We start from the raw sequence: 24,802 nt of genomic DNA, 5'->3' as shown, positions 1-24,802 counted from the left end.
GTCGCAAACCGCTTATGATTCAACGCTATAACTGATCTGGTAGGGCCCATGGAGTCTGCTGTCGAACGCTACAAGCGGCTGGTTGCCGAAGCCCTTGCGCGTTATTTCCCCCGTACCACCGAATACCTGCGCGCCGAGCGCGAGGCGGCGCAACCCAAAGCCGGCGCGCGCAGCAAGGCGAAGGGCAAGGCAAAAGGTGCGAGCAAGGCGCCGGCCAAACGCAGCCCCAAGGCGAGGAAAGACGGCGACGCGCCTGCGCCCAAACGCCCGCGCGCCCAGGCGGCTGCCGGTATCTACGGCACCGCCAGCGCTCCGGATGAACAGCACGCCTTGGACATGCGCCAGCGCGTGGCCCAGGCCGCTGCCCGCGGAATTCTCAGCCTGCCATCGGAAGAGCAGTGGGCGATGATCCTAGCGCCGGAACCGCTGACCCGCATCTTCGCCGGCGCCGGTTCCGGAAAGTCCACCACGCTGGTGTTGCGGGTGGTCTACATGCTCTGCCACTTGGGGATAGATGCCGAGAAGGTGACGGTGATTTCCTTCACCAACGCCTCCTGCGCACAGTTGCGCGAGCAGTTGGTGAAGGTGCTCGGTTACTGGGGGCATCCGTTCGATGCCGCGCGGGCGAGGCAGTGTGTACGGACCTTCCATTCTGCCATGGGCACCCTGGCGAAGGTCGCGCTGAAGAACCCGCGCTGGTTCGAGCAACTGGACGAGCGCACCCCGGCGGACGAATTGGACAATCCCTTGCTCGCCGGCCGCCTGCGCTCGGCGCAGCAGCGCCTGCTCAAGCAGGTCTACCAGCAGTGCTACGCCGATCAGCCAGCGTTCCGCGTTCTGGTGCACCAACTGCTGGAGCTGCCGCTACCGCCGGAGGCAGGCGAAGACGGCAGGCCGCCGCGTGTCGGCAAGGCGCCACTGGATGCTTTCAAACTGCCGGGCGAATTCATCGCGCTGCCGCTGTTCGAAGCCTTCTATGCGCAATCCGGCTTCATCGAGAGCATCGGCCTGCGCATCGACCAGTTACAGCCGCAGAAACTCGCCTGCCCTCCGCGTGAGCGCCAGTTCATCGAGGCACTGCAGATGTTCTGGGCGGCCTTCGATGCCGCCTTGCAGGAGCAGGGCCTGCTGACCTTCAACCTGGCCTTCCAGCGTCTGACCGACCAGCTCGGTGACGGCAAGCTGCCGGCCGAAGCGCTTGCGCCGTTCCAGCATTTGCTGATCGACGAGTTCCAGGACGTCTCGCCGCAGATTGTGCAATGGCTGCAGGCGCTGCACCGCGACCTCGCCAAGCGCGGCGAGGCCGTCAGCCTGATGGCCATCGGTGATGACTGGCAGTCCATCTACGCCTGGCGCGGCAGCTCGCCGGAGCTGTTCATGGACTTCGACCGGCATTTCCCCAGCAAGGGCCGGCTCAAGAGCCGCGTGCTGCTGCTGGAGACCAACTACCGCAGCATCGACCCGGTGATCCGCGACGGCGAGCGGGTGCTGGTGGGAGTGACCAACAAGCAGGCCAAGACCTGCCGCGCCTTCAAGTCGGCAGAGGCGGGCGACCACGGGGTGAAACTGGTGCAGCGCTTCGACGCGCGCAACAGCTTGCCACTCCTGCTGGAGGAGATCCGCAAGCAGTGCGAACACGTCGCCGCGCGCGGCTCGCGGGAGAAAACCGCCGTGCTGCTGCTCAGCCGGCGCAATGAAACGTTGCAGACCATCCTCGGCGAGCTGGACCGCAAGCTGCCGGTGAAGGGTATGACCATCCACCGCGCCAAGGGCCTGCAGGCGGAAGTGGCGATCATCGTCGACGACTGCGCGCCGCCGGAGAAACACCCGCTGCGCAGCGCGCTGTACGCGGCCTGCGGGTTTTTCGCCAGCAGCTACGACCAGGCCCAGCAGGACGAGCAGCTGCGCCTGGCCTATGTGGCGATCACCCGTGGCGTGAGCCGGGTCTTCTGGTTCACCCGCAAGGCCCGGGGGCCCACGGCGATCCTGGCGCTGCGGCGCAACGTGGAAACCGCGCCGGCCTGAGTCCGAAGAGGCCGATCACTCGTCGCGGGTGAGGACTTCCAGCAGCTCGATCTCGAACAGCAGGTTGGAGTTGGGCTGGATGTGCGCGCCGACCTGGCGCTCGCCGTAGGCCAGGTGCGCGGGCACGAAGAGCTTGCGCTTGCCGCCGACCTTCATGCCCATCAGGCCGATATCCCAGCCCTTGATTACCCGGCCGGTGCCGATCACGCACTGGAACGGGCGGCCCTTATCCCAGGACGAATCGAAGACGGTGCCGTCCTCCAGGGTGCCCTTGTACTGGGTGGTGATCAGGGCGCCCTTGACCACGGTCTTGCCGTCGCCAACGACGATATCTTCGATCTGCAGTTCGCTGCTCATGGCTTTCTCCGATGATGCGGGTGCGGCACGAGCGCCGCGAGGGCGTGCGTTTTCGCAGGATTCGTCGGCAATGGCAAGCCGCGCGACTCAGGTGGCGAGGTTACGCAGCTGGCCCGTCGCCACGCCGATCAGCGTGCGCAGGCCCATGCCGAGGATGACGACCGTTGCGGCGGCCAGCAGGAACAGCGCCACGCCGTTGGTGAAGGGCCCAGGCGCATGACCCGCGTAGCGCAGAGCGCAACCGGCTGCGGCGGCCAGCGGGAAACCGACCGACCACCAGGCCAGGCGGAACGGGCAGTTGCGCGCCAGGTGGCGCAGGCGCCCGGCGAGCACCGCCAGCATGAACAGGGTGAGCATGTACAGCGCGCTAGCGAAGCGGTCGATCTCGCCGACGATGCTGACATAGGCGGAGAAGCCAACCGCGAAGGGCGCCAGCAGGATCAGCAGGGAAGGTTGCAGGCCGACACCCAGCGGCTCTTCGAACAGCAGTCGCGAGAGGATCAGGGTGAACAGCGGCACGGCAAAGAACAGCGCCACTGCCAGGGAAAAGAAGGCGACGTCGGCCGCGCCCGGCCATTGCAGCAGCGGCACCGCCAGCGGGATATCCGCCAGGCCCACCACCGGGACAATCCACGCCGGCGTGGCGTGGGCTGCCTGCTGGCGTTGGCCGAGCCAGCGGGAAATGATCAGCCAGGCGAACGGCAGCATGCCGGCCGTGCCGATCAGCCAGCAGGCGCGCGCCAGGAACAGGCTGTAGTCGACCAGGGGAATGGGCAGCAGCAACAGGCTGATGAACAGCGTGCCGAACAGGTTGCCGGCGATGGGGTGGAGGAATTCCGCCTTCACTGAATGGGGGCCGGTGACGGCCTTGATGGCGTAGCCGATGCCGACGGCGACGAAGGCCAGCAGCGCCAGCAGGCCGATAGCTTGCGACACCCACTGTGGCGCAGCGTAGATGACCGTGGCCAGCTTCCAGGCCGAAGACAGGCCCGCAAGCCCCATCACCGAGCCGAACAGGGCGACTGGCAGGTAGCCCAGCCGGCCTTCCCGAGCGGTTTCCTTGGGAGCACCAAAGGCGGCAGCGGTATCGATGTTTTCTGTCATAGGTGAATCTTCCCTATCGGTACGCTGAGCAATCCGAGTCCGTGGACTCCGTCGTCGCACAGCGTAGACGGGAAAGATCCTGCGGCAATACCTCCGTGGGTGAATGGCGCAGCGGGCCTAGACCGCCATCTCCCCGAGAATCCATTCGCGGAAGGCCTTGACGCGCGGCTCGTCCGCGCTGGCCTGCGGGTAGACCAGGTTGTAGGCATAGTCCTCGGCAACCCGCACGCCCAGTTCGAACGGCTGCACCAGCAGGCCCTGTTCCAGCTCGCGGGCGACCATGGCGTGGTCGGCCAGCCCGACCGCACCGCCTTCGAGCACCGCCTGTACCACGTGGCTGGTGTCCTCGAAGGTGACGCAGCCGCTGGCGTCGAAGTCTTCCACGCCGGCCGCCGCCATCCAGCGCGACCAGTCCGGCCAGGGCGCGCCTTCGGTTTCGCAAACCACGTGGCACAGCGTGTGGGCCTGCAGGTCACGCGGTTCGTGCAGCGGCGGGCCGTCTACCAGCAGGCTTGGGCAGCACACCGGGACGATCTGCGTATCGAACAGCCGCTCCGCCAGCAAGCCGGGATAGCGACCGCTGCCGAAGCGGATGGCGAGGTCGATGTCGTCGACGGCGAAGTCGCGCAGCTCGTCGCTGACGTCGAAGCTGAGCTTCAGCCCCGGATGCAGCGCGCGGAATTTCGGCAGGCGCGGCAGCAGCCAGTGGGTGGCGAAGCGCGCGGTGAGCGAGACCCGCAGTTGCTCCGAAGTGCGCGCCAGCCGCCGCGCCCGCACGGTGGCGCGATGCAGCAGGCCGAGGGATTCCGCCGCCGCTTCCAGCAGCAAGGCGCCCGCCGGGGTCAGCTGGATGCTGCGGCTGGTGCGCACGAACAGGCCGAGGCCGAGCTGGTCTTCCAGCTCCTTGATCTGGTGACTGACCGCCGCTGGCGTGAGGCCGACCTCTTCTGCGGCGCGGGTGAAGTTCAGGTGACGGCCGGCAGCCTCGAAGGTGCGCAGCGAGCGGATACCGGGAAAGGAACGGCTCATCGATCTTCAAATCCTGTTTGATGATTTATCGAGAAATACTCGTTTCTCCTGGCTTCGTCAAAGGCCGATAGTGATTCCACTTGATGCTGGATATGCAGATGTCCAGGCAGTGAAACACCGAGCAGAGGAAGCCAAAGCCATGTCAGTCGCCATTCATCCCTACATCACCCAACGCAACGCCCGTCCCGCCAGTGCCGACGATCTCGCACCGCTGGCCTTCGCCGGCTATGCCCATTTCACTGCCATGCAGGTGCGCGGCGGCGGCATCCGTGGTCTGGACCTGCACCTGGAGCGACTGCGCAATGCCTCGCTGCGGCTGTTCGGCCGGAGCCACACCGACGAGGAAATCCGCGCTGCCTTACGTGCTGCGCTGGAACAGGCGCCTGCGGAGACTTCGCTGATGGCGACGGTGTACTCGCCCGCCGGGGAGTTCACTGTCGCAGGGCCCGAGCACCGGCCCGAGCTGCTGGTGCGCACCGCGCCGCCGTCGGATGGCCCGCAGGGCCCGTTGTCGCTGGCCATCGCCGGGCACGAGCGGGTGCTGCCGGAGATCAAGCACGTCGGCGAGATCGCCAAGACCTGGTACCTGCGCGAGGCGGTGGCTGCCGGTTTCGATGATGCGGTGTTCACCGACCACCGTGGTCGCTTCAGCGAGGCGACCATCTGGAACCTGGCGTTCTGGGACGGCGAAACGGTGATCTGGCCGCGGGCGAGGATGCTCGCTGGCACCACCATGGGCATCCTCCAGCGCCAGTTGGACAGGCTCGGCGCGCGCCAGTCATCGCTGAGCATCGATCAGCAGGACCTGCCGCGCCTGGCCGGCGCGGTGGTGATGAACTCCTGGACGCCGGCGGTGCCGGTGAGCCGCATCGGCGAGGTGGAAATTCCCCCTGCGCCGGAGTTCGTCGAGTTGCTGCGCAGTGCCTTCGAAGCGGAGCCGCGGGTTCGTCCCTGAGTCCGCTGTTGGGCAGTTCGCGAGCAAGCTCGCCCCTACGAAGAGCCGCGCTGCTTGTAGGAGCGAGCTTGCTCGCGAACCGCATTCACTCCAGATGCGCCGCAAATCCACTGGCCTGCGGATCGATCTCCTCGCGCAGGGTCAGCGCAGGGATGTCGTAATCACCGCCGTTCTGCCGGCGGAAGGGGATGGGCGCGGTGGTCTGGAGGTTGTCCAGGCGCTCGCCCAGCTCCTGCTCGATCTGCGCGTAGCGCAGCGCATCCACCCGGCTGGTGCGGTAGACCAGGTAGGGCGGCAGTACGTCGAAGCCGGGGTAGTGCAGCACGCCGTGGTGGATCGGGAACAGCAGATCCTCGATCGGCCCGTTGATGCCGCGAGCGCTGTAGTGCGACTCCCAGCCGCCAGTGGTGACCATCAGCATGGCGCGCTTGCCGGCCAGATTGCCTTCACCGTAGCGGTCGCCCCAGCGGGCATCGGAGTGCTCGCCGACGCCATAGGCAAATCCATAGGCGTAGACCCGCTCGAACCAGCCCTTGAGGATCGCCGGCATGGTGAACCACCAGAGCGGGAACTGCAGAATCACCGTGTCGGCCCAGCGCAGTTTTTCCTGCTCGGCGGCGATGTCGCTGCTCTGCCGGCCGGCGGCGTAGGCACGTTTGGAATCCTGGGACGGATCGAAGCGCGCCTCGGGATCGCGGTCGAGGCTGTCGGAGGCGTCCAGCGTGGCTTTCCAGTTCATCGCATAGAGGTCGGAAACTTGTACCTCGTGGCCGGCGGCCTGCAGGCGGCGCACGGCGAAGTCCTTCAGCGAACCATTGAGCGAGCGCGGTTCGGGGTGGGCGTAGACGATCAGTACGTTCATGGAGGCGGTTTCCATATGAGAGGGGGTGTGCGCAGGATGCGATTGCCGCAGGTATAGTGGAAATGAATATCCGGTATCCCAGGTATATGAATGAATAATCTGCGCAGGCTCGACCTCAACCTGCTGGTGACCCTGGATGTGTTGCTTTCCGAGCACAACGTGACGCGCGCTGCGGAGCGGCTGAATTTCTCGCAGCCCTCGGTGAGCGTGCACCTGGCGAAGCTGCGCGACATCTTCGACGACCCGCTGCTGCTGCCCGGCCCGCGCGGCATGCGCCCGACGGCGCGGGCCGAATCCCTGCGCGAACCGTTGCGCATCGCCCTGGAAGCGCTGGAGCAGGCGGTGGCGCCGTCAGCGCCCTTCGACCCGGCGCAAGCGGACAACACGTGGCGCATCGCTGCCACCGACTACGGCGAATCCACCATTCTGCTGCCGGCGTTGAGCGCCATTCGCGGCAGTGCGCCGGGCGCCCGTCTGGCGCTGCTGGAGCTATCACCGCCGCGCATCGCTCGACAGGCGGAGCAGGGCGAGATCGACCTGGCTTTCCACACCACCGAGGGCAGCCCACCAGGCATGCGTCGACGGACATTGTTCAGCGAGCGCTATGTACTGGCCGGGCGCGCCGGGCACCCGAAACTGAAGCGCAAGCCGAGCCTGGCGCAGTTCTGCCAGCTGGAGCATGTGATGGTCTCCCCCGACGGAGGCGGCTTCAGCGGCGTGACCGACGAGGCGCTGGCGGCGGTCGGCCTGAGCCGGCGGGTAGCGCTATCGGTGCCGCACTTCCTCGTCGTCATCTCGGTGCTCGCCAGGAGTGACCTGGTGGCCATGGTGCCGGCGCGGCTGGTGCGGGACAACCCGGCGTTGCGGGTGGTGGAGGCGCCGGTGGAGGTGCCGGGTTACGAGATGTCGATGCTCTGGGATGAGCGCTCGCACCGCGACCCGGCGCATCGGTGGTTGCGCGAGCAGATTGCCGGCGCGGTGTGACCTGTAGGAGCGCCCCATGGGCGCGATCGCGGGCATGGCTCGCTCCTACAGGTTGCCTCCGGAGCTGGGCGGGTTCGCGAGCAAGCTCGCTCCTAAAGGAGGGGAACTGGCGCTGGGCTAGCCCTCACCCTAACCCTCTCCCAGAGGGAGAGGGGACCGTTCGGAGCAGGATGAAGCCGTCGCGTCAGCCGGCACGGACTGCTCCCTCTCCCTCTGGGAGAGGGCTGGGGTGAGGGGATTCAGCCTGCGGTGGAATATCCAGTCAGTCCGCGAACTTTGTCCGCAACAGGTACTTCAGCGAAGCGGCCAGCGTCTGCCCATGGCTCAGGCCGTCGAAGGCATGGAACCGCGCCTGCATGCCGGGCACCTTGGCGACATCTTCCACCAGTTGCTGGGCGGCGCGGGGCGCGCTGGGAGTAATGCCTTCACGCGGCCGGAAGGGTTCCTCGCCGCCGCGCATCAGCAACAGTTGCGCAGAGTGGCCGGCCAGCCGCTGGGCGAAGCCGTCCTGCTCCTTGAGGATCGCGCCGTCGCCCCACCACAGTGAAGGGCTCGCCGGAGCGTAGAAGCTGAACTGCTGCGGCCGGGTGAGCAGCGCGTGGAGCGTCAGCAGGCCGCCGTAGGAATGGCCCCAGAGCGTCTGTTGCGAGCGGTCGATGGGCGCCTGGGCGGCTACCGTCGGGAGCATCCGGTCGCGCATCAGATCGAGGAAGGCGTCGGCGCCGCCGCTGGGATCACCAGTGAGCGGGTCTTTCTGCTCGGCAAGCTGCGGGCGACGCGGGGTGTAGTCGCGGGTGCGGCCGCTGCGATCGATGCGCAGGGGCGTCTGGTAGCCGACGGCAATCAGCAGGGGGGCCTTGCCGTCGTTCAGTTCGCTCAGCAGTTTCTCGTCCAGCGCGCCGATGGCGGCGTTGCCATCGAGCATCCACACCACCGGGTAGCCGGCGGCGGGGGAAGGGTGGTTCGGGCGGGCGATCCACAGCTGGTAGTGACGCTGGCCGTCGGCGGAATCCAGCTTCAGCTCGCTGAAGCGGTACGCCAGGTCGTTGCGTTGCAGCAGATGGGTGTCCATTTTCTGGTCGGGGGCAGGCGCGGCGTGCGCTGCCAGCCCCGGCACGGCGAACGCCAGTGCCAGGAGGAGGCGAAGTCTCATCAGGTTTTTTCTCTAATCAGAACGACGCGGTGAGGCTGGTGTACAGCGTGCGGCCCGGTTCGTTGTAGGTGGCGGCGCCGGCGCCCTCGATGCCGTTCACGCCCTGGGCGTTGCCCTCGCGGAACAGGCGCTTGTCGAAGACGTTGTCCACCCCGGCGGTGAAGCTCAGGTTCTTCGTGAACACATAGGTGCCGCTCAGCCCGGCGATGGCGTAGGGCGAGAGCTGGTTGTTGGCGCTGCCGGTGACGCGGTCGCCGTGGTAGTCGTACTTCTTCGGCGTCTGCTTGCCGTACCAGGCGACGCTGGCTTGCAGCGACAGGGCGTCGGTGGCCTGCCAGTCGAGCATGGAGTTCAGGGTGTACTTGGGCGTCACTGAGAGTACGTCGCCGGTTTCCTTGTTTTTCGACTGCAGCATGTAGGTGAAGTTGTTGCTCCACTTCAGCTGCTCCATCAGCGGGATGGTCAGGGTGCCTTCCAGGCCCTCGACCAGCGCCTTGGGCACGTTCTCCCACTGGTAGATCGCCGCGTTGGCGTAGCTGCCGTTGCCGCCGCTGGCCTGATCGATGGGCGACAGGCCCGACTCGATCTTGTTCTTGTAGTCATTGCGGAAGTAGGTCAGGCCGGCGATCAGGCCGTCCTTCTGGAACTCGATGCCCAGCTCCTTGTTGACGCTGGTTTCCGCCTTGAGGTCCTCATTGCCCTGCAGGTAGCAGCTGGTGCTCTGGCCGTAGCAGCCCTGGCCACGGCTGTAGAGCAGGTAGTCGGGGTTGAGCTGGTAGAGGTTCGGCGCCTTGTAGGCGCGGGCGATGCCGGCCTTCAGGGTGACGGTATCGGTCAGCGCGTGGGACAGGTTCAACGACGGGCTGAAGTTGTCGCCGACCATGCTGTGGTGGTCCCAGCGCAGGCCGGGAGTGAGCATGGTGCCGGGCATCAGCTCGATGTTATCTTCGGCGAACAGCGAGAAGATCTGCGCCTGCGAGGTGGTGTCACGGTTGCTGCTGGTCAGACCCGGCACCGAGCCGCCTTCGCTGGTGGTCTGGGTGTTGGCGCTGGGGTCGTCGAGTTTCTGCTGCACCCATTCGCTGCCCAGGGTCAGGGTCTGGTCGCGCCAGGCGTGCAGCGGCAGGTTCACTTCGCCGTGGGCGGTGAGGTCGCGCAGGGTGGCGGTGTAGAAATCGGTGTTGCTGAAGATGCCCTCGGTGCCGCCGGCCAGGCCTTCGTTGATGCGGCTGTTGCGGGTCTTCTCGTACTGCAGGTAGGCCATGGAGCTGCCGAAGTCCCACTCACCGCGATGGGTGATCGAGTAGTTCTCGCGGTACATGCGGTTGGTCTCGTGACCGAGCATGGACTTCACGTTGGCGTTGCTGTTGGTGTTCTGCGTATCGCCGGTGTAGATGTTGCCCTGGCGGCTGAAGCCGGCCTCGAAATCCAGCGTCTGCTCGGGCGTCAGGTGCCAGCTGAGCAAGCCGTTGACGTCCTTGTTGCGCACGCCTTCACGTCCGGCGGGGAGGGTGCCGGCCTGGTTGCCGGTGCGGTTGGATTCGTGGCCGGCGTTGATGTCCCAGTCGTCCGAGTCGGTCTTGGCGACGTTTCCGTACACGCGGTAGCTGAGGGTATCGGTCAGCGGGCCATTAAGGCCAAAGGTCATGCGCTGAGTGGCGCCTTCGTCGCTGTGCTGCGGGAAGTTGCTGTAGACGGTGACGTCGCCGTGGGTTTCCTTGCCCGCCTGCTTGGTGATGATGTTCACCACGCCGCCCGCCGCGCCGTTGCCATAACGCGCCGCCGCCGGGCCGCGCAGGACTTCGATGCGTTCCACCTGGTCGGCCGGCACCCAATTGGTGTCGCCGCGCGAGTCGCGCTCGCCACGCCAGCCGTAGCGCACGGCGTTACGGCTGGAGACCGGCTTGCCGTCCACCAGGATCATGGTGTTTTCCGGGCCCATGCCGCGGATATCGATCTGGCGGTTGTTGCCGCGCTGGCCGCTGGTGGAGTTACCGGTCAGGTTGACGCCCGGCATGGTGCGGATGATCTGCGACAGGTCGCTGGCCGGCGGGCGCTTCTTGATGTCTTCGGCGGTGATGATCGACACGCCCGGCATCTGCTTGGCTTCCTCGGCGGCGGTGGCGACGATGGTCTCGCTGTCGAACTCGACGACATCGGAATCGGCGCTGGCGGCCTGTACGGCGAAGGACAGCAGGCAGCTGGACAGCAGCAGGAAGGGTGGAAGGAACTGCGTCGGACGGGACGGCATCGGTGATCTCCGGCAACTGAAAGATCGCCAAATGATAATTACTGCTATTTGCAAGTAAAGCGCATTAACTTTCTAAACACTTGCGCCGTTTTGTTGGGCCGTAACGGCCGGTAGCAACAGGTGCAGGCAGAGACCGGCCTTACCATCGTCGCAGCCGTTCTCGGCCCACAAGCGCCCGTCCGCCAGCTCGACGCCGCGCCGGGCGATGGCCAGGCCAAGGCCGAATCCGCTGGACTCCGACGGCTGCAGCCGCTGGTAGGGCTGGAAGATGCGTTCGAGGTCTGCTTCGGCGACGCCGGGACCGTCGTCGCTGACGCACAGGTGCCAGAATGTGCCCTCGCGCCAACCGCCCAGGCGCACGCTGCCACCGCGCGGGGAGTGGCGGATGCCATTGCGCAGCAGGTTTTCGATGGCCTGGGCGAAGCTGTCCAGGTGTACCTGCACCACGCAGTCGGTGCCCAGCGAGCAGGGCAGCCGCTCGGGCTCCCAGCCACTTTCGAAGCAGGCGTCCTCGCGCAGCGCTTCCCAGACCGACAGCACCAGTACCGGCTCGCGTTCCAGTTGCGGGCGCTCGGTGTCCATCCAGGCGAGGTCGAGGGTGTCTTCCAGCAGGCGCTGCATGTCCTGGATCTCGTGGTCCAGGCGCTGCCGCAGCTGGTCCGCCGGCAGGTCGCTGTCATGGGCAATGCGCAGGCGCGCCAAGGGTGTACGCAATTCGTGGGACAGCGTGCGCAGCAGCAGGCGTTGCTGTGCCAGGCTGTGCCGCAGGCGGTCAGCCATGTGATCGAAGGCCAGCGCCAGTTCGCCCAGCTCGTCGCGGCGATGGGCCAGCGGGGTGCCGGGGCCCTCGCGGTCGAGATCGTCCGCGCGCAGGGCATCGGCGCGGGCGCGCAGGCGATTGAGCGGCAGCACCAGGTGGCGATAGATCAGCAAGCCGAGGAGGGCGGCCAGCAGGGTCGGCACTACGCCGTGGCTGAACAGGTGCGTCCAGGGCGTCAGGCCGCCCGGAAGCAGGCGCTCGGGCAACTGCATGACCAGCCGGCCGCGCTCGGGATGTCGGGGGAATTCGATGCTGACGTAGGGCAACTCGTCCTGCAGGCGCCGGCTCATCGGCCAGTCAAGCTTGCGCATGAAGGTGAGGTGGCTGGATTCCTCCGCCGTCAGCGCCGTGCTTCCCAGGCTCTGCAGGTGTGAACCGATCACCGCGACCCAGGTGTCTTCGGCGGCGGACAGCTGCTGGCGGAAGCGTTCCACGCCCTCGGCGCCCTGGTGCTCCCAGACCGTTTCCGCTTGTTCTGCGTAGCGTGCCAGGTAGTCGCGGTCCTCGGTGCCGAGGAAATAGGTGCTGCGCTCCAGCGACAGGCCCCAGGTCCAGATCAGCCAGGTCAGCAGCAGGCAGAAGCCGACCTGCAGCGCGGCAATCTTCCACAGCAGCGGGTGACGGCGCATCAGTGACGTTCCGCATCCACCAGGATGTAACCCTGGCCGCGCACGGCCTGGATCTGCACCTGCTGCGCACCGATGGCGGCAAGCTTGCGGCGCAGGTTGCAGACGTGCACATCCAGCCCCCGGTCGAGGCGCGTGTAAGTGCGGTGCAGGACGCTCTGGTAGAGAAAGCTCTTGCTCAGCGCTTCGCCGGCATGGGCGCTCAGCGTCGCCAAAAGGCGGTACTCGGAATTCGTCAGGCCGGCGTGTTCACCGTTGCGGGAAACGTCCTGCAGTTCATCGTCGAACTGCAAAGAGCTGTGCCGTTGAGGCTCGCTCTGCGCGGTGCGGGCTCGATCCAGGTTGGCCCGACGCAGCAGCGCATCGATTCGCGCATCCAGTTCCGCCAGGCTGAACGGTTTGGGCAGGTAGTCGTCGGCGCCGCGGGTGAAGCCGGTGATGCGGTCCTGTTCCGCGCCCAGGGCGGACATCAGCATCACCGGTGTAGTGCGCGCGTTGCGCAGCGTATCCAGCAAGGAAAGGCCATCGACGCCGGGCAGCATGATGTCCAGCAGGACCAAATCGAAATCGTTCTGGTGGACGGCCACCAGCCCCTGGTCACCGTTCGCGCAAGTAGTGACGGCAAAGCCGCGCTGACAGAAATGACGTTCGAGGTCCAGGCGAAGACGGGAATCGTCTTCCACCAGCAAGAGCGAAGGGGACACAGCAGGCCTTGATGAGAATATTTACTATTTGCAACTATCTCACCCATTTCTGTCAGAAGGCAATGGCGATCTGCCGTGCACCTGCCAGAAATGGCCTCAGACCCAGCGTCGCACTCGGCCGCAGTAAGCGTCGAATTCGGAACCGAACAGCTCGCGCAGGGCACGTTCTTCCGGGCGGATCTGGAAGCGCCCGATGAACAGCACGAAAGCCGCGACGCCAAGCACCGCCAGCGCCGAACCGAGGAACACGCACCACCCCAGCAGGACGATCGCGAAGCCCAGGTACATGGGGTTGCGCGTATGCCGGTAGATACCGGCGACCACCAATGAGGAGGCCGACTCCGGCTTCAGCGGGTTGACTGTGGTGCGCGCGCGGCGAAACGACGCGACTCCGGCCAGGCAGACCGCGACCCCGGCCAGCATTACCAGCAGGGCCAGCCACAGCCGGCTGCCCAGCGGATCAATCGGGCGCACCGCGAGCCACATCAGCACGGCGGTAATGATCGCCACCAGGGGCGGGGGAATACGGTGTTCCAGCCAATCCATGCTCGGTCTCCGGGCCAGTGCAGCCTTCTCCAGTGAGGTGCGTACACTAGCCCAGATTGCCGTTTTCAGCGCGGCCGGCGTACCGCCCGAACCTTGCCGCTGTTGCCGCCACCACAGTAGAAGCGCTCGCCGCCGTCGGTCTCCAAGCCGGAAACATGTACGCCTTCGGGCATGTCCAGTTGCTCCAGAACCGCGCCGGACTGCGGGTCGATGCGGCGTAGCTCGCTGTAGGTCGATTCCGGCTCCCAGGTGCCATGCCAGAGTTGGCCTTCGACCCAGGTCACCCCAGTGACGAAACGATTTGAATCAATCGTACGGAGGATTTCGCCGGTTTCCGGGTCGATCTGATGAATCTTCCGGGCGCGGTACTCGCCGACCCAGAGCGAACCTTCCGCCCAGGCCATGCCGGAATCGCCGCCATTGCCCGGTGCGGGGATGGTCGAGAGCACCTTGCCGCTGGCGGGGTCGATCTTCTGGATGATGCTTTCTCCGATCTGGTACAGGTGCTTGCCGTCAAAGGCGGTGCCGGCGTGGGCCGGAACCGGGATCGACGCTTCCAGCTGACCGCTTTGCGGGTCGAGCCGGCTCAGACTATCGCCGGTGGCGATCCAGACGTGCCGGCCGTCGAAGGTCACACCGGCGACGGTTTCGACGCCGGGGAACGGACCGTACTCCTCCAGCACCTGCGCGGGAGATTGCTTGTAGTGGGTAGTCATGGTGTTGCCCTGCACGTTAAGGGGGGGAGCCTTCAGCCTATTCAGACACCGAAGGGAGCGGGGAGTAACAAGGTCGTCGCGAATCCCGGCGCTGGCGGCAGCATCCAGCGTCGGGCGCGCCCTTGCCCGAGGGCCTGCACCAGGCCGGCTTCGGCCAGCGTTTCGAGGGCGCGCTGCACGCTGCGCTGGCTGGTATCCAGCGCCAATGCCAGGGCCGAACTGGACCAGGCCTGGCCGTCACTGAGCAGCGCCAGCACTTCAGCGTTGGCTTCCTCCAGCGGAGGCGCAAGGACCACCGGATTGGCGGCGACCAGCCGATAACCGCGAGGCGTCGACTCGATACCGGCCAGGGGTTGCAGCAGGCGCCGCAGGCGGCCGATTTCCACGCGCAGGCGTGCCCGGTGGGTTTCATCCGGGTGACGGGTGCGGAACACCCGGCCGATCAGCTCGGAACGCGCCATGTCATCGGGCCAGGCCTCGGCCAGTGCGCGGGCAAGGGCAAAGAGCACCGGGCGGCTGCCCAGTGCGAGGCTGCCCACGCGGTTGCGACAGGCGTCCACCACCAGGGCATCGGAGCGCAGCAGGTTTTCCACTTCATCCAGCGACAGCAGGCGCGTGTGCGGGGGACTGATCTGCCGGGCCGCCGGCGCATCGAGGATGCGCGCCGCCTGGTCGACCTCCGCACGCAGGGCGGGAATACCCGAAGCGGCAGCAGCCTCGGCGGCTTTGCGCAAAGCGCTCCGAGCCTCATGCGCGTGCAGCCGGCGAACGGCGATGCCGGCCGAAATCAGCCAATGCACAGCACGTAGCGGCGCGGGTAGTGATTCGGGCTCCAGCTCGGTGAGGGCGGCTTGGGCTTGATCGAGCTGGCCGATGAGCAGCGCGCGGCGAATCAGCAGGTAATGGGCATGGGCAGCGTTGACCCTGTCGCCATGGAACTGCAGCACCCGCGCCGCCTGCTCCAGCGGCTCCGTCGGCCAGTTCAGTTCGCGGCTGGCCAGCGCCACTTCCGCTTCGGCCACGAGGCAGCGGGCGCGCTCCCTCGGTTCGTGGGCGCCAAAGGTGCGGGCGGCGCGGCGAAGCAGGGCGCGCGCACGCGGAAAATCGCCCAGCTGGGCCATGGCGATGCCGCGCAGGGCCAGCGCCGGCGGGTCTTCGCGCAGCGCCACGCGGTTCAGCGCGCCCAGCGGGTCGCCCGTGGCCAGGGCACGAGCTGCTGCCGTGATCAGCGAATCCATGGAAATCCCGCCACCTTTGTCACTCCCTTCGCTCCCGGTCCGATGCCTAGTCTAAGTCATGCCCACCGAACCGCCGCTGGCGGAGGAGAACTGCCATGACTGCTCATCCCACCGCTACCCGCGAAGAATGGCTGGCCGCGCGCCTGGAGTTGCTGGCCGAGGAAAAGGCCCTGACCCGACGCAGCGACGAACTGGCGCGCAAGCGCCAGGCGCTGCCCTGGGTGCTGGTCGACAAGGACTACCGCTTCGACACCGAGCAGGGCCCGGCGAGCCTTGCCGACCTGTTCGCCGGCCGTTCGCAGCTGCTGGTCTATCACTTCATGTTCGGCCCGGACTACCGTGCCGGCTGCCCGTCCTGCTCGAACATCGCCGATGGCTTCGATGGCTACGCAACTCACCTGGCGAACCATGATGTGAGCCTGCTGGCCGTCTCCCGAGCACCGCTGGAGACATTGCTGGTCTACCGTCGGCGCATGGGCTGGAGCTTCCCGTGGGCGTCATCCCACGGCAGCGGGTTCAACTATGACTTCAATGTGTCTTTCACCGAGGCGCAGCAGCGCGGGGGGGAGGTCGACTACAACTTCCGCCGCGAAGGCCCCGCTGCAGGTCCTGCGCCGGCGCCTGTGGTGGAAATCGCCGCCTGCTGCGGCACCGACGTGGCGACCTTCACCCGCGACCTGCCGGGGATGAGCAGCTTCGTGCGTGAAGGCGACAACATCTATCACTGCTACTCCACATACGCACGCGGGCTGGACGCGCTCTGGGGGCTGTTCCAGTGGCTCGACCGTGCGCCTTTGGGGCGCAACGAGCAGGGCATCTGGTGGCGCCGGCACGACGAGTATTAAGTCTCACACCGCCTTGCGGTAATCCGGTCGCAGCCTTGCCAGCAGTGCTGCGGCCAGGTCCAGCGCCGAGCACAGCAGGAAGTAGAGTAGGGCGACGAACAGGAATATTTCCGTGGGATGGACCATTACCCGGTTGCTCACCTGGGTGGCGACGAAGGAGAGCTCGCCGACGCCGATCACGTAGGCCAGCGAGGTGTCCTTGATCAGCGAGACCCATTGATTCAAGAAGGACGGCAGCATGACCGGCAGCGCCTGCGGCAGGATCACCAGGGTGAGCACCTGCCACGGGCGCAGACCCAGCGCGCGGGCGGCGTCCCACTGGCCCTTGGGCAGGCTTTCGATGCCGGCGTGCACCGAGTGCGCCAGATAGGCCCCGCCGATCAGCGAGAGCGCGCAGACCACCGTACCCAGCGCCGGCACGTCGAAGTGGAAGACGATGGGCAGTAGGAAGTAGGTCCAGAAGATCAGCATCAGCACCGGGATCGCGCGGAAGAAGCCGAGGAAGGCCACCAGCAGCAGGCGCGGTTTGCCGCCCAGCACTGACAAGGCAATGCCCAGCGCAAGGCCGATGACCGCAGAGACGATGCCGGAGGCCAGCGCTAGCAGGATGGTCAGCGCGGCGCCGCCCAGCGGGCCGTCGGGGTAGGCGCCGACGAGGAAATAGGAGAGGTTGTCGTGGATGACGGAGAAGTCCATGTCAGGCTCCCTGGCGGTAGCGGCGGGTCTGCTGCAGCGCCTGGCCCAGCGCCTCGATCAGCGCGATGGCGCCGATGTAGAGCAGGGTGGCGACACCGAACGCCTGGAAGGTCTTGAAGGTCTGCGTCTCCACCTGGCGCGATGCGTAGGACAGCTCCGCCAGCCCGATGGCCATCGCCAGCGAGGAGTTCTTCAGCGCGTTCATGTATTGCCCCATCAGCGGTGGCAACGCGGTGCGCAGCGCCTGCGGCAGGATTACCCAGCGCCACACCTGGATTGGGCGCAGGCCCAGCGCCATGCCAGCGTCGCGCTGCTGCTCGCTTACCGAGGCGATGCCGGCGCGGAATTCCTCGGCGATGAACGCTGTGGTGTAGAGCGTCAGGCCCCAGGCGGCGGCGAGGAATTCGAACGACGGCCACGCCAGAGCGCCCAGCTCATGGGGCGTATTCAGCCAGAACACGAAGTCCTCCGGGAGCAGCGCCGGCACGCCGAAGTACCAGAAGAACAGCTGTACCAGCAGCGGCGTATTGCGAAACAGCGCGAGATAGGCCCGCGCCGGCCACGACAGCCAGCGCGACTTCGCCTGCCGGGCAATCGCCAGCGGCGCGCCGAGCAGGGTGGCGACCACGCAGCAGAACAGGGAAATACCGAGGGTGAGCAGGAAGCCGTCGAGCAGCCAGCTCAGGTAGGTCGGGGCGAGCAGTTCGCCGAACATCGTGAAAGTCCATCAGAAGGCAGGAATGGCAACGCCCCACGGGTGTGGGGCGTGCGGTGGTGCGTTGCGCGGGGCGGGGATCAGCTCTTGTCGCCTATCTTGTACAGGCGCGCCAGCGGCGTCTTGGTGGTCGGGCCGAACCAGGTGTCGTAAATCTTCTGCGCCTGCCCGTTGGCTTCCAGCTCGGTGAGGCTCTGGTTGACGAACTCGCCCAGGGCTTTTTCACCCTTGGGAATGCCGACGCCGATCAGGTCATTGGAAATGGTGAAGGGCGGCACCTCGTACTTGTCCTTGTCCGGCACGTTGGCCAGCAGGCCGATCAGCTTCGGGCCGTCCTGGGTGATGGCCTGGACCTGGCCGTTGCGCAGGGCGGTAAAGGCGAAGGGCGTGTCGTCGTAGGCGATGACCTTGGCGCCGGGGAATTTCTCGCGCAGCACGCCTTCATTGACCGTGCCCTTGTCGACGCCCACGCGCCATTTGTTCAGGTCTTCCGGCGACTTCAGGCTGCCCTTGCGCACGATGAACTGCTGCCCGGATGAGAAGTAGGGGATGCTGAAATCCACCTGCTCGGCGCGCTCGGGGGTGATGGTGAAGTTGGCCAGCACCAGGTCGACCTTGTTTGCGGTCAGCAGCGGGATGCGGTTGGCAGGGTTGGTCGGCAGGACTTGCAGCTTGACGCCGAGCTTGTCGGCCAGGGCCTTGGCGTAATCCACGTCGAGGCCTTCGATCTGCTTGCTCTTGCCGTCCACGAAGCCGAACGGCGGGTTGCTGTCGAACGCGGCGACGCGCAGCACGCCGGCTTTCCTGATGTCTTCCAGACGGTCGGCATGGGCCAGTCCGGAGAGGACGGCCAGGGCGAGGGCGGTAACGGCAGTGAGTTTCTTCATGAACATCCAGCTCCTTCTCGGGCCCCGTTCGTGCGACGGGTTCCCGTGATGATCGATTACGCGCCTTCGAGGGTGTCAAAGGCCCGTTCCAGAGCGGCGGGGATGGCCCACCGGCGGTGCCGAGTGTGGCAGCGCAGCGGTGGCGGGGAGAAGGAATGAATTCGTCTAGCTAATAACCTGAAGAAATATAAAGAAAGAATTTAGATAACCGTTTTGCAGTGATTGCACCGCCACTGTCAGGAGCAACCCTCTAGGAGCGAGCTTGCTCGCGAACCGCATGGCTCGGGATTTGTTCGCGAGCCAGATTCGTAGAGTGCATAGCGCGCCAGCGCGATCCGCCGCGAGGAACGAGTCAATCGGCGGATAACCCGTTCCGGGTTATGCGCCCTACGGTCTAGTCCTGCGCTCGGATCAGCCCTCTCCCAAGGGGAGAGGGGTACCGTTGGGTGCAGGATGAGACCGCAGCGTCAGACGTCACGATCTGCCCCCTCTCCCTGAGGGAGAGGGCTGGAGGGAGGGGAAAGCACAGCACGAAATTTCCGGGGAAAGACAGTTGCTCCTACGTGACCGATACCCTTGGTTCAGGGTTTCCAGCGCGCAGCGCTGATATCCACCGCGCGCGGCAGGATGCGCTCTGCTAGGAACAGGTCGGCCGTGCGCTGCTGCGCGGCGATATCCGCATCACCCACCGGCTGAATGGGCGAGGGCGGGCGGTGCTTGAAGGTTTCCTCGATCACCGCCGGCGCCAGCCCGGTCACGCGCGCCATGATCGCCACGCTGCCGGCTTCGTCGCTGCGGGTCAGCGCCTCGGCTTCGTTGAGAGCGTCCAGTACCTTGTGAATGAACGTCGGGTTGGCGCCCGCGTACTCGCGGCTGGACAGGTAGAACGGCCCGCTCAGGCCGACTGCCGAGCCGTCCGCCAGCAAGCGCGCATGGCCGTCCAGCAACAGCGCCGAATACCAAGGGTCCCAGATCGCCCAGGCATCCACCCGCCCGCTCTCGAACGCGGCGCGGGCATCGGCGGGCGTCAGGTACAGCGGCTGGATGTCCTTGAAGCTCAGACCTTCCTTCTGCAGCAGGCGCAGCAGCAGGTTGTGCGAGCTGGAGCCCTTCTGGAATGCCACGCGCTTGCCCTTGAGATCGGCGACGCTGCGGATCGGGCTGTCCTTGGGCACCACCACGGTTTCCGCCTGCGGCTTGGGCGGTTCGACGCCGACGTAGAGCAGGTCGGCACCGGCGGCCTGGGCGAAGATCGGCGGGATGTCGCCGGTGGAGCCGATATCCAGGCTACCGACGTTCAATGCTTCGAGCATTTGTGGCCCGGCGGGGAATTCGATCCACTGGATCTGCGTCTGCGGGAAGTGCTTCTCCAGCAGGCCGTGCTCTTTGGCCAGCACCAGGCTGACCGAGGCCTTCTGGTAGCCGATGCGCAGTTGCGTCTGGTCCTGCGCCTGGGCCGTGCCGGTCGCAATCAGCAGCAGAGCGGCGAGCAGTCGATTGAACAGTCTCACAGGCTCAATCCTTCCAGTCATGGGAAGGTTTCTCCCAGAGGTTGATCCCGCCTTCCACGGCGTAACGATCGATCTCCGCAAGCTCCTCGGCGCTGAACACGAGGTTGTCCAGCGCGGCAACATTCTCGACGATCTGTTCCGGCCGGCTGGCGCCGATCAGCGCGGAGGTCACACGGGCATCGCGCAGCACCCAGGCCAGCGCCAGTTGCGCCAGGCTCTGGCCGCGGCGCTGGGCGATTTCGTTCAGTGCGCGGGCACGGCGCAGATTGTCCTCGGACAGGTGCTCCGGCCGCAGCGAAGCGCCGCCCGGCTGGTTGACCCGCGCATCGGCCGGTACGCCGTGTAGGTAACGGTCGGTGAGCAGCCCCTGGGCCAGTGGGGTGAAGGCGATGACGCCCGCGCCCAGTTCGTCGGTGGTAGCCAGCAGGTCCTTTTCCACCCAGCGATTAAACAGGTTGTAGGCCGGCTGGTGGATCAGCAGCGGCACCTTCCATTCCTTCAGTAGCGCGGCGAGTTCGGCGGTCTTGCCGGCGGAATAGGATGAGATGCCCACGTACAGCGCCTTGCCCTGCTGCACCGTGCTGGCCAGCGCGCCGGCGGTTTCTTCCAGCGGCGTGTCCGGGTCGAAGCGGTGCGAGTAGAAGATGTCCACGTAATCCACGCCCAGCCGCTTAAGGCTCTGGTCGAGACTGGAGAGCAGGTACTTGCGGGAGCTGCCGCCCTGGCCGTAGGGGCCGGGCCACATGTCCCAGCCGGCCTTGGTGGAAATCACCAGCTCGTCGCGGTAAGCGGCGAACTCTTCACGCAGCAGGCGGCCGAAGTTGATCTCGGCGCTGCCATAGGGCGGGCCGTAGTTGTTCGCCAGGTCGAAGTGGTTGATGCCCAGGTCGAAGGCGGTGCGCAGCAGGGCGCGCTGGCGGTCCAGCGGTACGCTGTCGCCGAAGTTGTGCCACAGGCCCAGGGAGAGGGCGGGCAGCACCAGCCCGCTACGGCCGACGCGGCGGTAGGGGACACGCTGGTAGCGGTCGGGGTGGGCGCGGTAAGTCATGAAAACTCCTTGGTAAACGGGCCGCAGAGGGGGCGGCCGGTGAATCGTCAGATGCTGTAGCGGTTGGCTGGGCGTTTGAGCCCGAGGTGGTCGCGCAGGGTGCTTCCGCTGTACTCGAGGCGGAACATTCCGCGTCGCTGCAGCTCAGGCACGACGTAGTTGGCCACGTCTTCCAGGCCCCCGGGCAGGTGCGGCACCAGCACGTTGAAGCCGTCGGCGGCGGCGCCTTCGAACCAGGCCTGGAGCTCGTCGGCGATCTGCGCCGGCGTGCCGATCAGGCTGTAGTGCCCGCGACCGCCAGCGATGCGCCGGCCCAACTGGGCAAGGGTGAGGTTCTCGCGCCCGGCCAGTTCGGTGAGCAGCAGTTGGCGGCTGCGCTGTCCGCTGTCAGTGAGCGGTAGCTCGGGCAACGGGCCATCCAGGGGGTAGGCGGAGAGGTCGAAGTTGCCGAGCATGCGCGACAGCAGCGCGACGCCGACCTGCGGTTCCACCAGCTCCTGAAACTCCTCGAACTTCTCCTGCGCCTCGGCCTGGCTCTGGCCGACCACCACGAACACACCGGGCATGATGCGCAGCTCATCCGCGCTGCGGCCGAAGCGCGGCAGGCGGCCTTTCAGGTCGTTGTAGAAGTCGCGGGCGGCGGCCAGCGAGGTCTGCGCGGTGAATACCACTTCGGCAGTCTGCGCGGCCAGCTCGCGGCCGGCCTCGGAACTGCCAGCCTGGACGATCACTGGGCGGCCCTGTGGCGAGCGCGCGACGTTCAGCGGGCCCTGCACGCGGAAGTGTTCGCCCTCGTGGTTCAGTACATGCAGCTTGGCCGGGTCGTAGTACTGCCCGCTGGCCTTGTCGCGAGTGAAGGCGTCGTCTCCCCAGCTGTCCCACAGGCCGGTGACCACTTCGTGGAATTCCCGCGCGCGGGCATAGCGCTCGGCGTGGCCGAAGTGTTCCTGGCGGTTGAAGTTCAACGCCTCGGCGGCGGCGTCGGAGGTCACCAGGTTCCAGCCCGCACGCCCTTCGGAGATGTGGTCGAGCGAGGCGAACTTGCGCGCCACGTGGTACGGCTCGTTGTAGCTGGTGGTCACGGTGCCGATCAGGCCGATGCGCTCGGTCACGGCCGCCAGTGCCGAGAGCAGGGTCAGCGGCTCGAAGTGATCAGAGCGTGCCATGCGGCTGGCGATGTCGCCGGTGGGCGCGGCAACGCTGTCGGCGACGAAGACGGCGTCAAACTTCGCCGCTTCGGCCACCTGCGCCAGGCGCTTGTAGAGGCGGAAGTCGAGGCCGCCGTTGGCCGGCACGTCCGGGTGACGCCACGCTGAGACGTGGTGCCCGGTGGCCATGAGGAAGGCGCCAAGGGAAAGGGTGCGTGTCATGTCGGTTTTCCTGTGTGTCCGTCGGGTTGTTGGACGCAAGGCGGCGTGGGTGTTGTTGTCGGCGGCGCCGGGGCGAGCCGGCGCCGCTTGCTGCAAACGATCAGAAATCCTTGCGCAGCTCGACGCCGAAGTAGCGGCCGTCGTCGCGCGGCACCATGCGATAGACGTAGCTGCCGCCGGTGGCCAGCAGGGGCGAATAGGACTTATCGGTGAGGTTCTTGCCCAGCAGGGCGACGCGCCAGCCGTCGTTGTAGTCGGCCAGGGCGATGCTGGCGCCCCACAGGCCGTAGGCGCCCTGGATGGTGTCGGGGTTCTGGCTGAGGTCGTACTGCACCTTGTCCTGCCAGCTGTAGTCGGTGCCCAGTTCCACATCCAGACCGTTGTCTAGCGGGATGCTGTAGTCGGCGCGCACGTAGCTCTTCCAGTCCGGCGAGAAGGGCAGCGGCTTGCCATTGACGTTGCATGCCGCCGCCGCGCCGGCCGGGCAGGCGAAGCTGTCGATGCGCGCCTTGGTGTAGGCGACGGCGCCGGAGAGCTTCAGCTGGCGGGTGGCCTGGTAGCTGAAGTCCAGCTCGGCGCCCTCGGTCTTCACCTTGCCGGCGTTGATCAGGCGCGTCACCACCTGCCCGGCGACGGTGTCGTAGAAGTTCGCCTGGTAGTTGTCGTAGACGGTGTGGAATACCGCGAGGTTGGCGGTCAGGCGATTGTCCAGCGCGGTGGCCTTCAGGCCCGCTTCCCAGGAGTTGGACGTCTCCGGCTTGAGCGCCTCGGTGTCGCGCGGCTGCATGTTGAAGAACACGTTGTAGGCCGGGCCCTTGTAGCCGCGCGAGTAAGTGAGGTAGCTGGTGAGCTGCTCGCTGAGGTCGTACTGCAGGCCCAGGCGGCCGGACCAGCCGTCCTCGTCGGTGGAGCCGGAGCTGGAGGTGGACGGCTGGATGCCGGTTACCGCCGTGGCCGAGGTGGAGCGGCGGCGGTGGTCGTACTCCAGCTCGTCGTGGGTATAGCGCAGGCCGGCGATGCCGCGGAAGTCGTCGGTGAAGTTCAGCGTGCTCTCGCCGAAGATCGCGTAGGTGTCGCTGCGCGTGCCGTAGTCGGCCACGCCGGTGTTCTGCGCGGTGGTGGAGGTCACCACGCGGCGATAGGTCTCGTCGTCCACGGCGTGCATGTAATAGAGGCCGCCGACGTATTCGAGGAACTCGCCCTTGGGCGAGGCCAGGCGCAGCTCCTGGGAGTACTGGTCGTAGTTGAGCTCGCCCTTGTCGTGGGAGCTGGGGATGCTCGCGGTGACCTGGGAGAGGCGGTCGCCATCCTGCCACTGGGTGTTGTCCCAGCCGCGCCAGGCGCTGATGGAGGTCAGGGTGTAGTCGCCCAGGTTCCAGTCCAGCTGCGCCGACAGGCCCTTGTTGGTGTCATCGACATGGGTGCGGTAGTCGCTGTTGATCTTGCGGTTGTCGCTGTCCGGCGTCACCGGGCGAAGCGCGTTGGCGAAGGCCGGGCTGGTGGTGCTGGTGATGACGCCGCTGGGACTGTCGTCGTTGCCGTGCATGTAGTCGGCGATCAAGGTGACCTTGAGGTCGTCGTTGGGGGTGAGCTCGAACTTCGTGCGCGCGCCAGCGCGGTTGTAGCCGTTCACCTCATGACCGTTGTAGACGTTGTCCACATTGCCGTCGTAGCTGCCCAGCAGGGTGGTGACGCTGGCCTTGAGCTTGCCAGGGATCAGCGTGCCGCCGATGCCGAAGCGGGTGCGGTTCTCGTTTCCGCCGCCAAAATGCGAATAGTCGATGTAGCCGCTGGTTTCGTCCGGTACCTCGCGGGTGACCACGTTGAGCACGCCGGCCGAGGCGTTCTTGCCGAACAGCGTGCCCTGCGGGCCGCGCAGCACTTCGATGCGCTCGACGTCGAGCAGGTCCAGGGTCGCCTGGCCGGGACGGCCGAGCACCACACCGTCGATCACTGTGGAGACGCTCGGCTCGACGCCGGGGGAAGTGGAGATGGTGCCCACGCCCCGGACGAACAGCGAGGTGTCCTTGTTCGAGGCGCCGGTGCGGAAGTTCAGGGTCGGCACCTGCTGGACGATGCTCGACACGTTATTGCGGTTGTCGCGCTCCAATTGCTCGCCATCGATCACCGAGACGGCCACCGGGACCTTCTGCAGCGACTCCTCACGGCGCGTGGCGGTAACGGTCACCGCTTTCAATGTCGGTGCAGAGTCTGCGGATTGGCCGTCGCCATTGGCGGTTTCGGCTGCCTGCACGCTGCAGGCCAGTGCGCCGATCACGCTGGCGATGCCCAGGGCCAGCGCGCTGCGCCGACCAGTGTAATGCGGACGGCCGAGCGTCCCCCGATGTTGCGATTGCATA

22 protein-coding genes are annotated in these 24,802 nt (G+C 66.4%); 4 read left to right on the top strand and 18 right to left on the bottom strand.

Annotated elements, in window-relative coordinates; translation table 11 throughout:
- Positions 1 to 48 precede the first annotated feature (48 nt).
- Positions 49 to 2,025: a UvrD-helicase domain-containing protein gene (locus tag ACIPK7_RS05100; protein ID WP_401085947.1), complete on the top strand. Its 1,977-nt coding sequence runs from the start codon at positions 49 to 51 to the stop codon at positions 2,023 to 2,025.
- Between the two features lie 15 nt (positions 2,026 to 2,040).
- Here the strand turns inward: ACIPK7_RS05100 and ACIPK7_RS05095 are convergent, their stop codons facing one another.
- From ACIPK7_RS05095 to gcvA, 3 genes are all read right to left on the bottom strand, one after another.
- On the bottom strand, positions 2,041 to 2,382 hold the full coding sequence (locus tag ACIPK7_RS05095) for an FKBP-type peptidyl-prolyl cis-trans isomerase (RefSeq protein ID WP_192431313.1): 342 nt from the start codon (positions 2,380 to 2,382) through the stop codon (positions 2,041 to 2,043).
- An 87-nt stretch (positions 2,383 to 2,469) separates the two neighbouring features.
- Entirely contained in the window at positions 2,470 to 3,486 is a 1,017-nt protein-coding gene (locus tag ACIPK7_RS05090) for an SLAC1 anion channel family protein (protein ID WP_401085943.1), read from the bottom strand.
- A gap of 117 nt (positions 3,487 to 3,603) precedes the next feature.
- On the bottom strand, positions 3,604 to 4,515 hold the full coding sequence (gene gcvA / locus ACIPK7_RS05085; protein WP_401085941.1) for a transcriptional regulator GcvA: 912 nt from the start codon (positions 4,513 to 4,515) through the stop codon (positions 3,604 to 3,606).
- Between the two features lie 139 nt (positions 4,516 to 4,654).
- On the opposite strand from gcvA, the gene ACIPK7_RS05080 reads away from it, so the two are divergent.
- A complete protein-coding gene (locus ACIPK7_RS05080; protein ID WP_401085938.1) occupies positions 4,655 to 5,470 on the top strand; it encodes an aminotransferase class IV family protein in 816 nt (271 codons plus the stop codon).
- An 85-nt stretch (positions 5,471 to 5,555) separates the two neighbouring features.
- On the opposite strand, the gene ACIPK7_RS05075 is transcribed toward ACIPK7_RS05080, so the two are convergent.
- Positions 5,556 to 6,332: an NAD(P)H-dependent oxidoreductase gene (locus tag ACIPK7_RS05075; protein WP_192431317.1), complete on the bottom strand. Its 777-nt coding sequence runs from the start codon at positions 6,330 to 6,332 to the stop codon at positions 5,556 to 5,558.
- A 90-nt stretch (positions 6,333 to 6,422) separates the two neighbouring features.
- Between ACIPK7_RS05075 and ACIPK7_RS05070 the strand changes: the two genes are divergently transcribed.
- Positions 6,423 to 7,316: a LysR family transcriptional regulator gene (locus ACIPK7_RS05070; protein WP_401085935.1), complete on the top strand. Its 894-nt coding sequence runs from the start codon at positions 6,423 to 6,425 to the stop codon at positions 7,314 to 7,316.
- Positions 7,317 to 7,578: 262 nt separating this feature from the next.
- Here ACIPK7_RS05070 and ACIPK7_RS05065 read toward each other — a convergent pair whose 3' ends face one another.
- From ACIPK7_RS05065 to ACIPK7_RS05035, 7 genes are all read right to left on the bottom strand, one after another.
- Positions 7,579 to 8,469, bottom strand: coding sequence for an alpha/beta hydrolase (locus ACIPK7_RS05065; RefSeq protein WP_192431319.1), 891 nt, complete (start codon positions 8,467 to 8,469; stop codon positions 7,579 to 7,581).
- A gap of 16 nt (positions 8,470 to 8,485) precedes the next feature.
- Positions 8,486 to 10,720 carry a TonB-dependent siderophore receptor gene (locus ACIPK7_RS05060; protein WP_192431320.1) on the bottom strand — a complete coding sequence of 745 codons (2,235 nt, stop codon included), beginning with the start codon at positions 10,718 to 10,720 and terminating at the stop codon, positions 8,486 to 8,488.
- Positions 10,721 to 10,792: 72 nt separating this feature from the next.
- Positions 10,793 to 12,169 carry a sensor histidine kinase gene (locus tag ACIPK7_RS05055; protein ID WP_192431321.1) on the bottom strand — a complete coding sequence of 459 codons (1,377 nt, stop codon included), beginning with the start codon at positions 12,167 to 12,169 and terminating at the stop codon, positions 10,793 to 10,795.
- On the bottom strand, positions 12,169 to 12,870 hold the full coding sequence (locus tag ACIPK7_RS05050; protein ID WP_401085930.1) for a response regulator transcription factor: 702 nt from the start codon (positions 12,868 to 12,870) through the stop codon (positions 12,169 to 12,171). Before ACIPK7_RS05050 ends, ACIPK7_RS05055 begins: the two co-directional genes overlap by 1 nt.
- 96 nt (positions 12,871 to 12,966) lie before the next feature.
- Complete coding sequence (locus ACIPK7_RS05045; protein ID WP_401085929.1) at positions 12,967 to 13,416, bottom strand: methyltransferase family protein; 450 nt, start codon at positions 13,414 to 13,416, stop codon at positions 12,967 to 12,969.
- A 65-nt stretch (positions 13,417 to 13,481) separates the two neighbouring features.
- Complete coding sequence (locus tag ACIPK7_RS05040; RefSeq protein WP_401085927.1) at positions 13,482 to 14,132, bottom strand: glutamine cyclotransferase; 651 nt, start codon at positions 14,130 to 14,132, stop codon at positions 13,482 to 13,484.
- Positions 14,133 to 14,173: 41 nt separating this feature from the next.
- Positions 14,174 to 15,370, bottom strand: coding sequence for a helix-turn-helix domain-containing protein (locus ACIPK7_RS05035; protein WP_401085924.1), 1,197 nt, complete (start codon positions 15,368 to 15,370; stop codon positions 14,174 to 14,176).
- Positions 15,371 to 15,465: 95 nt separating this feature from the next.
- Between ACIPK7_RS05035 and ACIPK7_RS05030 the strand changes: the two genes are divergently transcribed.
- Positions 15,466 to 16,215, top strand: a complete 750-nt coding sequence (locus ACIPK7_RS05030) for a DUF899 domain-containing protein (protein WP_401085921.1) — start codon at positions 15,466 to 15,468, stop codon at positions 16,213 to 16,215.
- A gap of 3 nt (positions 16,216 to 16,218) precedes the next feature.
- On the opposite strand, the gene ACIPK7_RS05025 is transcribed toward ACIPK7_RS05030, so the two are convergent.
- The 7 genes from ACIPK7_RS05025 to ACIPK7_RS04995 form a co-directional block, all read right to left on the bottom strand.
- Positions 16,219 to 16,911 carry an amino acid ABC transporter permease gene (locus ACIPK7_RS05025; protein ID WP_401085918.1) on the bottom strand — a complete coding sequence of 231 codons (693 nt, stop codon included), beginning with the start codon at positions 16,909 to 16,911 and terminating at the stop codon, positions 16,219 to 16,221.
- Between the two features lies 1 nt (position 16,912).
- Positions 16,913 to 17,626: an amino acid ABC transporter permease gene (locus tag ACIPK7_RS05020; protein ID WP_192431328.1), complete on the bottom strand. Its 714-nt coding sequence runs from the start codon at positions 17,624 to 17,626 to the stop codon at positions 16,913 to 16,915.
- A gap of 80 nt (positions 17,627 to 17,706) precedes the next feature.
- Positions 17,707 to 18,513 carry an ABC transporter substrate-binding protein gene (locus tag ACIPK7_RS05015; RefSeq protein ID WP_192431329.1) on the bottom strand — a complete coding sequence of 269 codons (807 nt, stop codon included), beginning with the start codon at positions 18,511 to 18,513 and terminating at the stop codon, positions 17,707 to 17,709.
- A 581-nt stretch (positions 18,514 to 19,094) separates the two neighbouring features.
- Positions 19,095 to 20,045 carry a sulfonate ABC transporter substrate-binding protein gene (locus ACIPK7_RS05010; protein WP_401085914.1) on the bottom strand — a complete coding sequence of 317 codons (951 nt, stop codon included), beginning with the start codon at positions 20,043 to 20,045 and terminating at the stop codon, positions 19,095 to 19,097.
- On the bottom strand, positions 20,029 to 21,072 hold the full coding sequence (gene mgrA, locus ACIPK7_RS05005; protein WP_401085912.1) for an L-glyceraldehyde 3-phosphate reductase: 1,044 nt from the start codon (positions 21,070 to 21,072) through the stop codon (positions 20,029 to 20,031). Before mgrA ends, ACIPK7_RS05010 begins: the two co-directional genes overlap by 17 nt.
- 47 nt (positions 21,073 to 21,119) lie before the next feature.
- A complete protein-coding gene (locus ACIPK7_RS05000; RefSeq protein WP_401085910.1) occupies positions 21,120 to 22,442 on the bottom strand; it encodes an LLM class flavin-dependent oxidoreductase in 1,323 nt (440 codons plus the stop codon).
- A gap of 100 nt (positions 22,443 to 22,542) precedes the next feature.
- Positions 22,543 to 24,801, bottom strand: a complete 2,259-nt coding sequence (locus tag ACIPK7_RS04995; protein WP_401085908.1) for a TonB-dependent receptor — start codon at positions 24,799 to 24,801, stop codon at positions 22,543 to 22,545.
- Position 24,802: the final 1 nt, after the last annotated feature.

Source organism: Pseudomonas sp. NPDC086581 (genome assembly GCF_044746165.1).
In the GTDB taxonomy this organism is placed as follows: domain Bacteria; phylum Pseudomonadota; class Gammaproteobacteria; order Pseudomonadales; family Pseudomonadaceae; genus Pseudomonas.
Note: the sequence above shows the minus strand (reverse complement) of the source record. Positions and strands in the feature narration are given on the sequence as shown.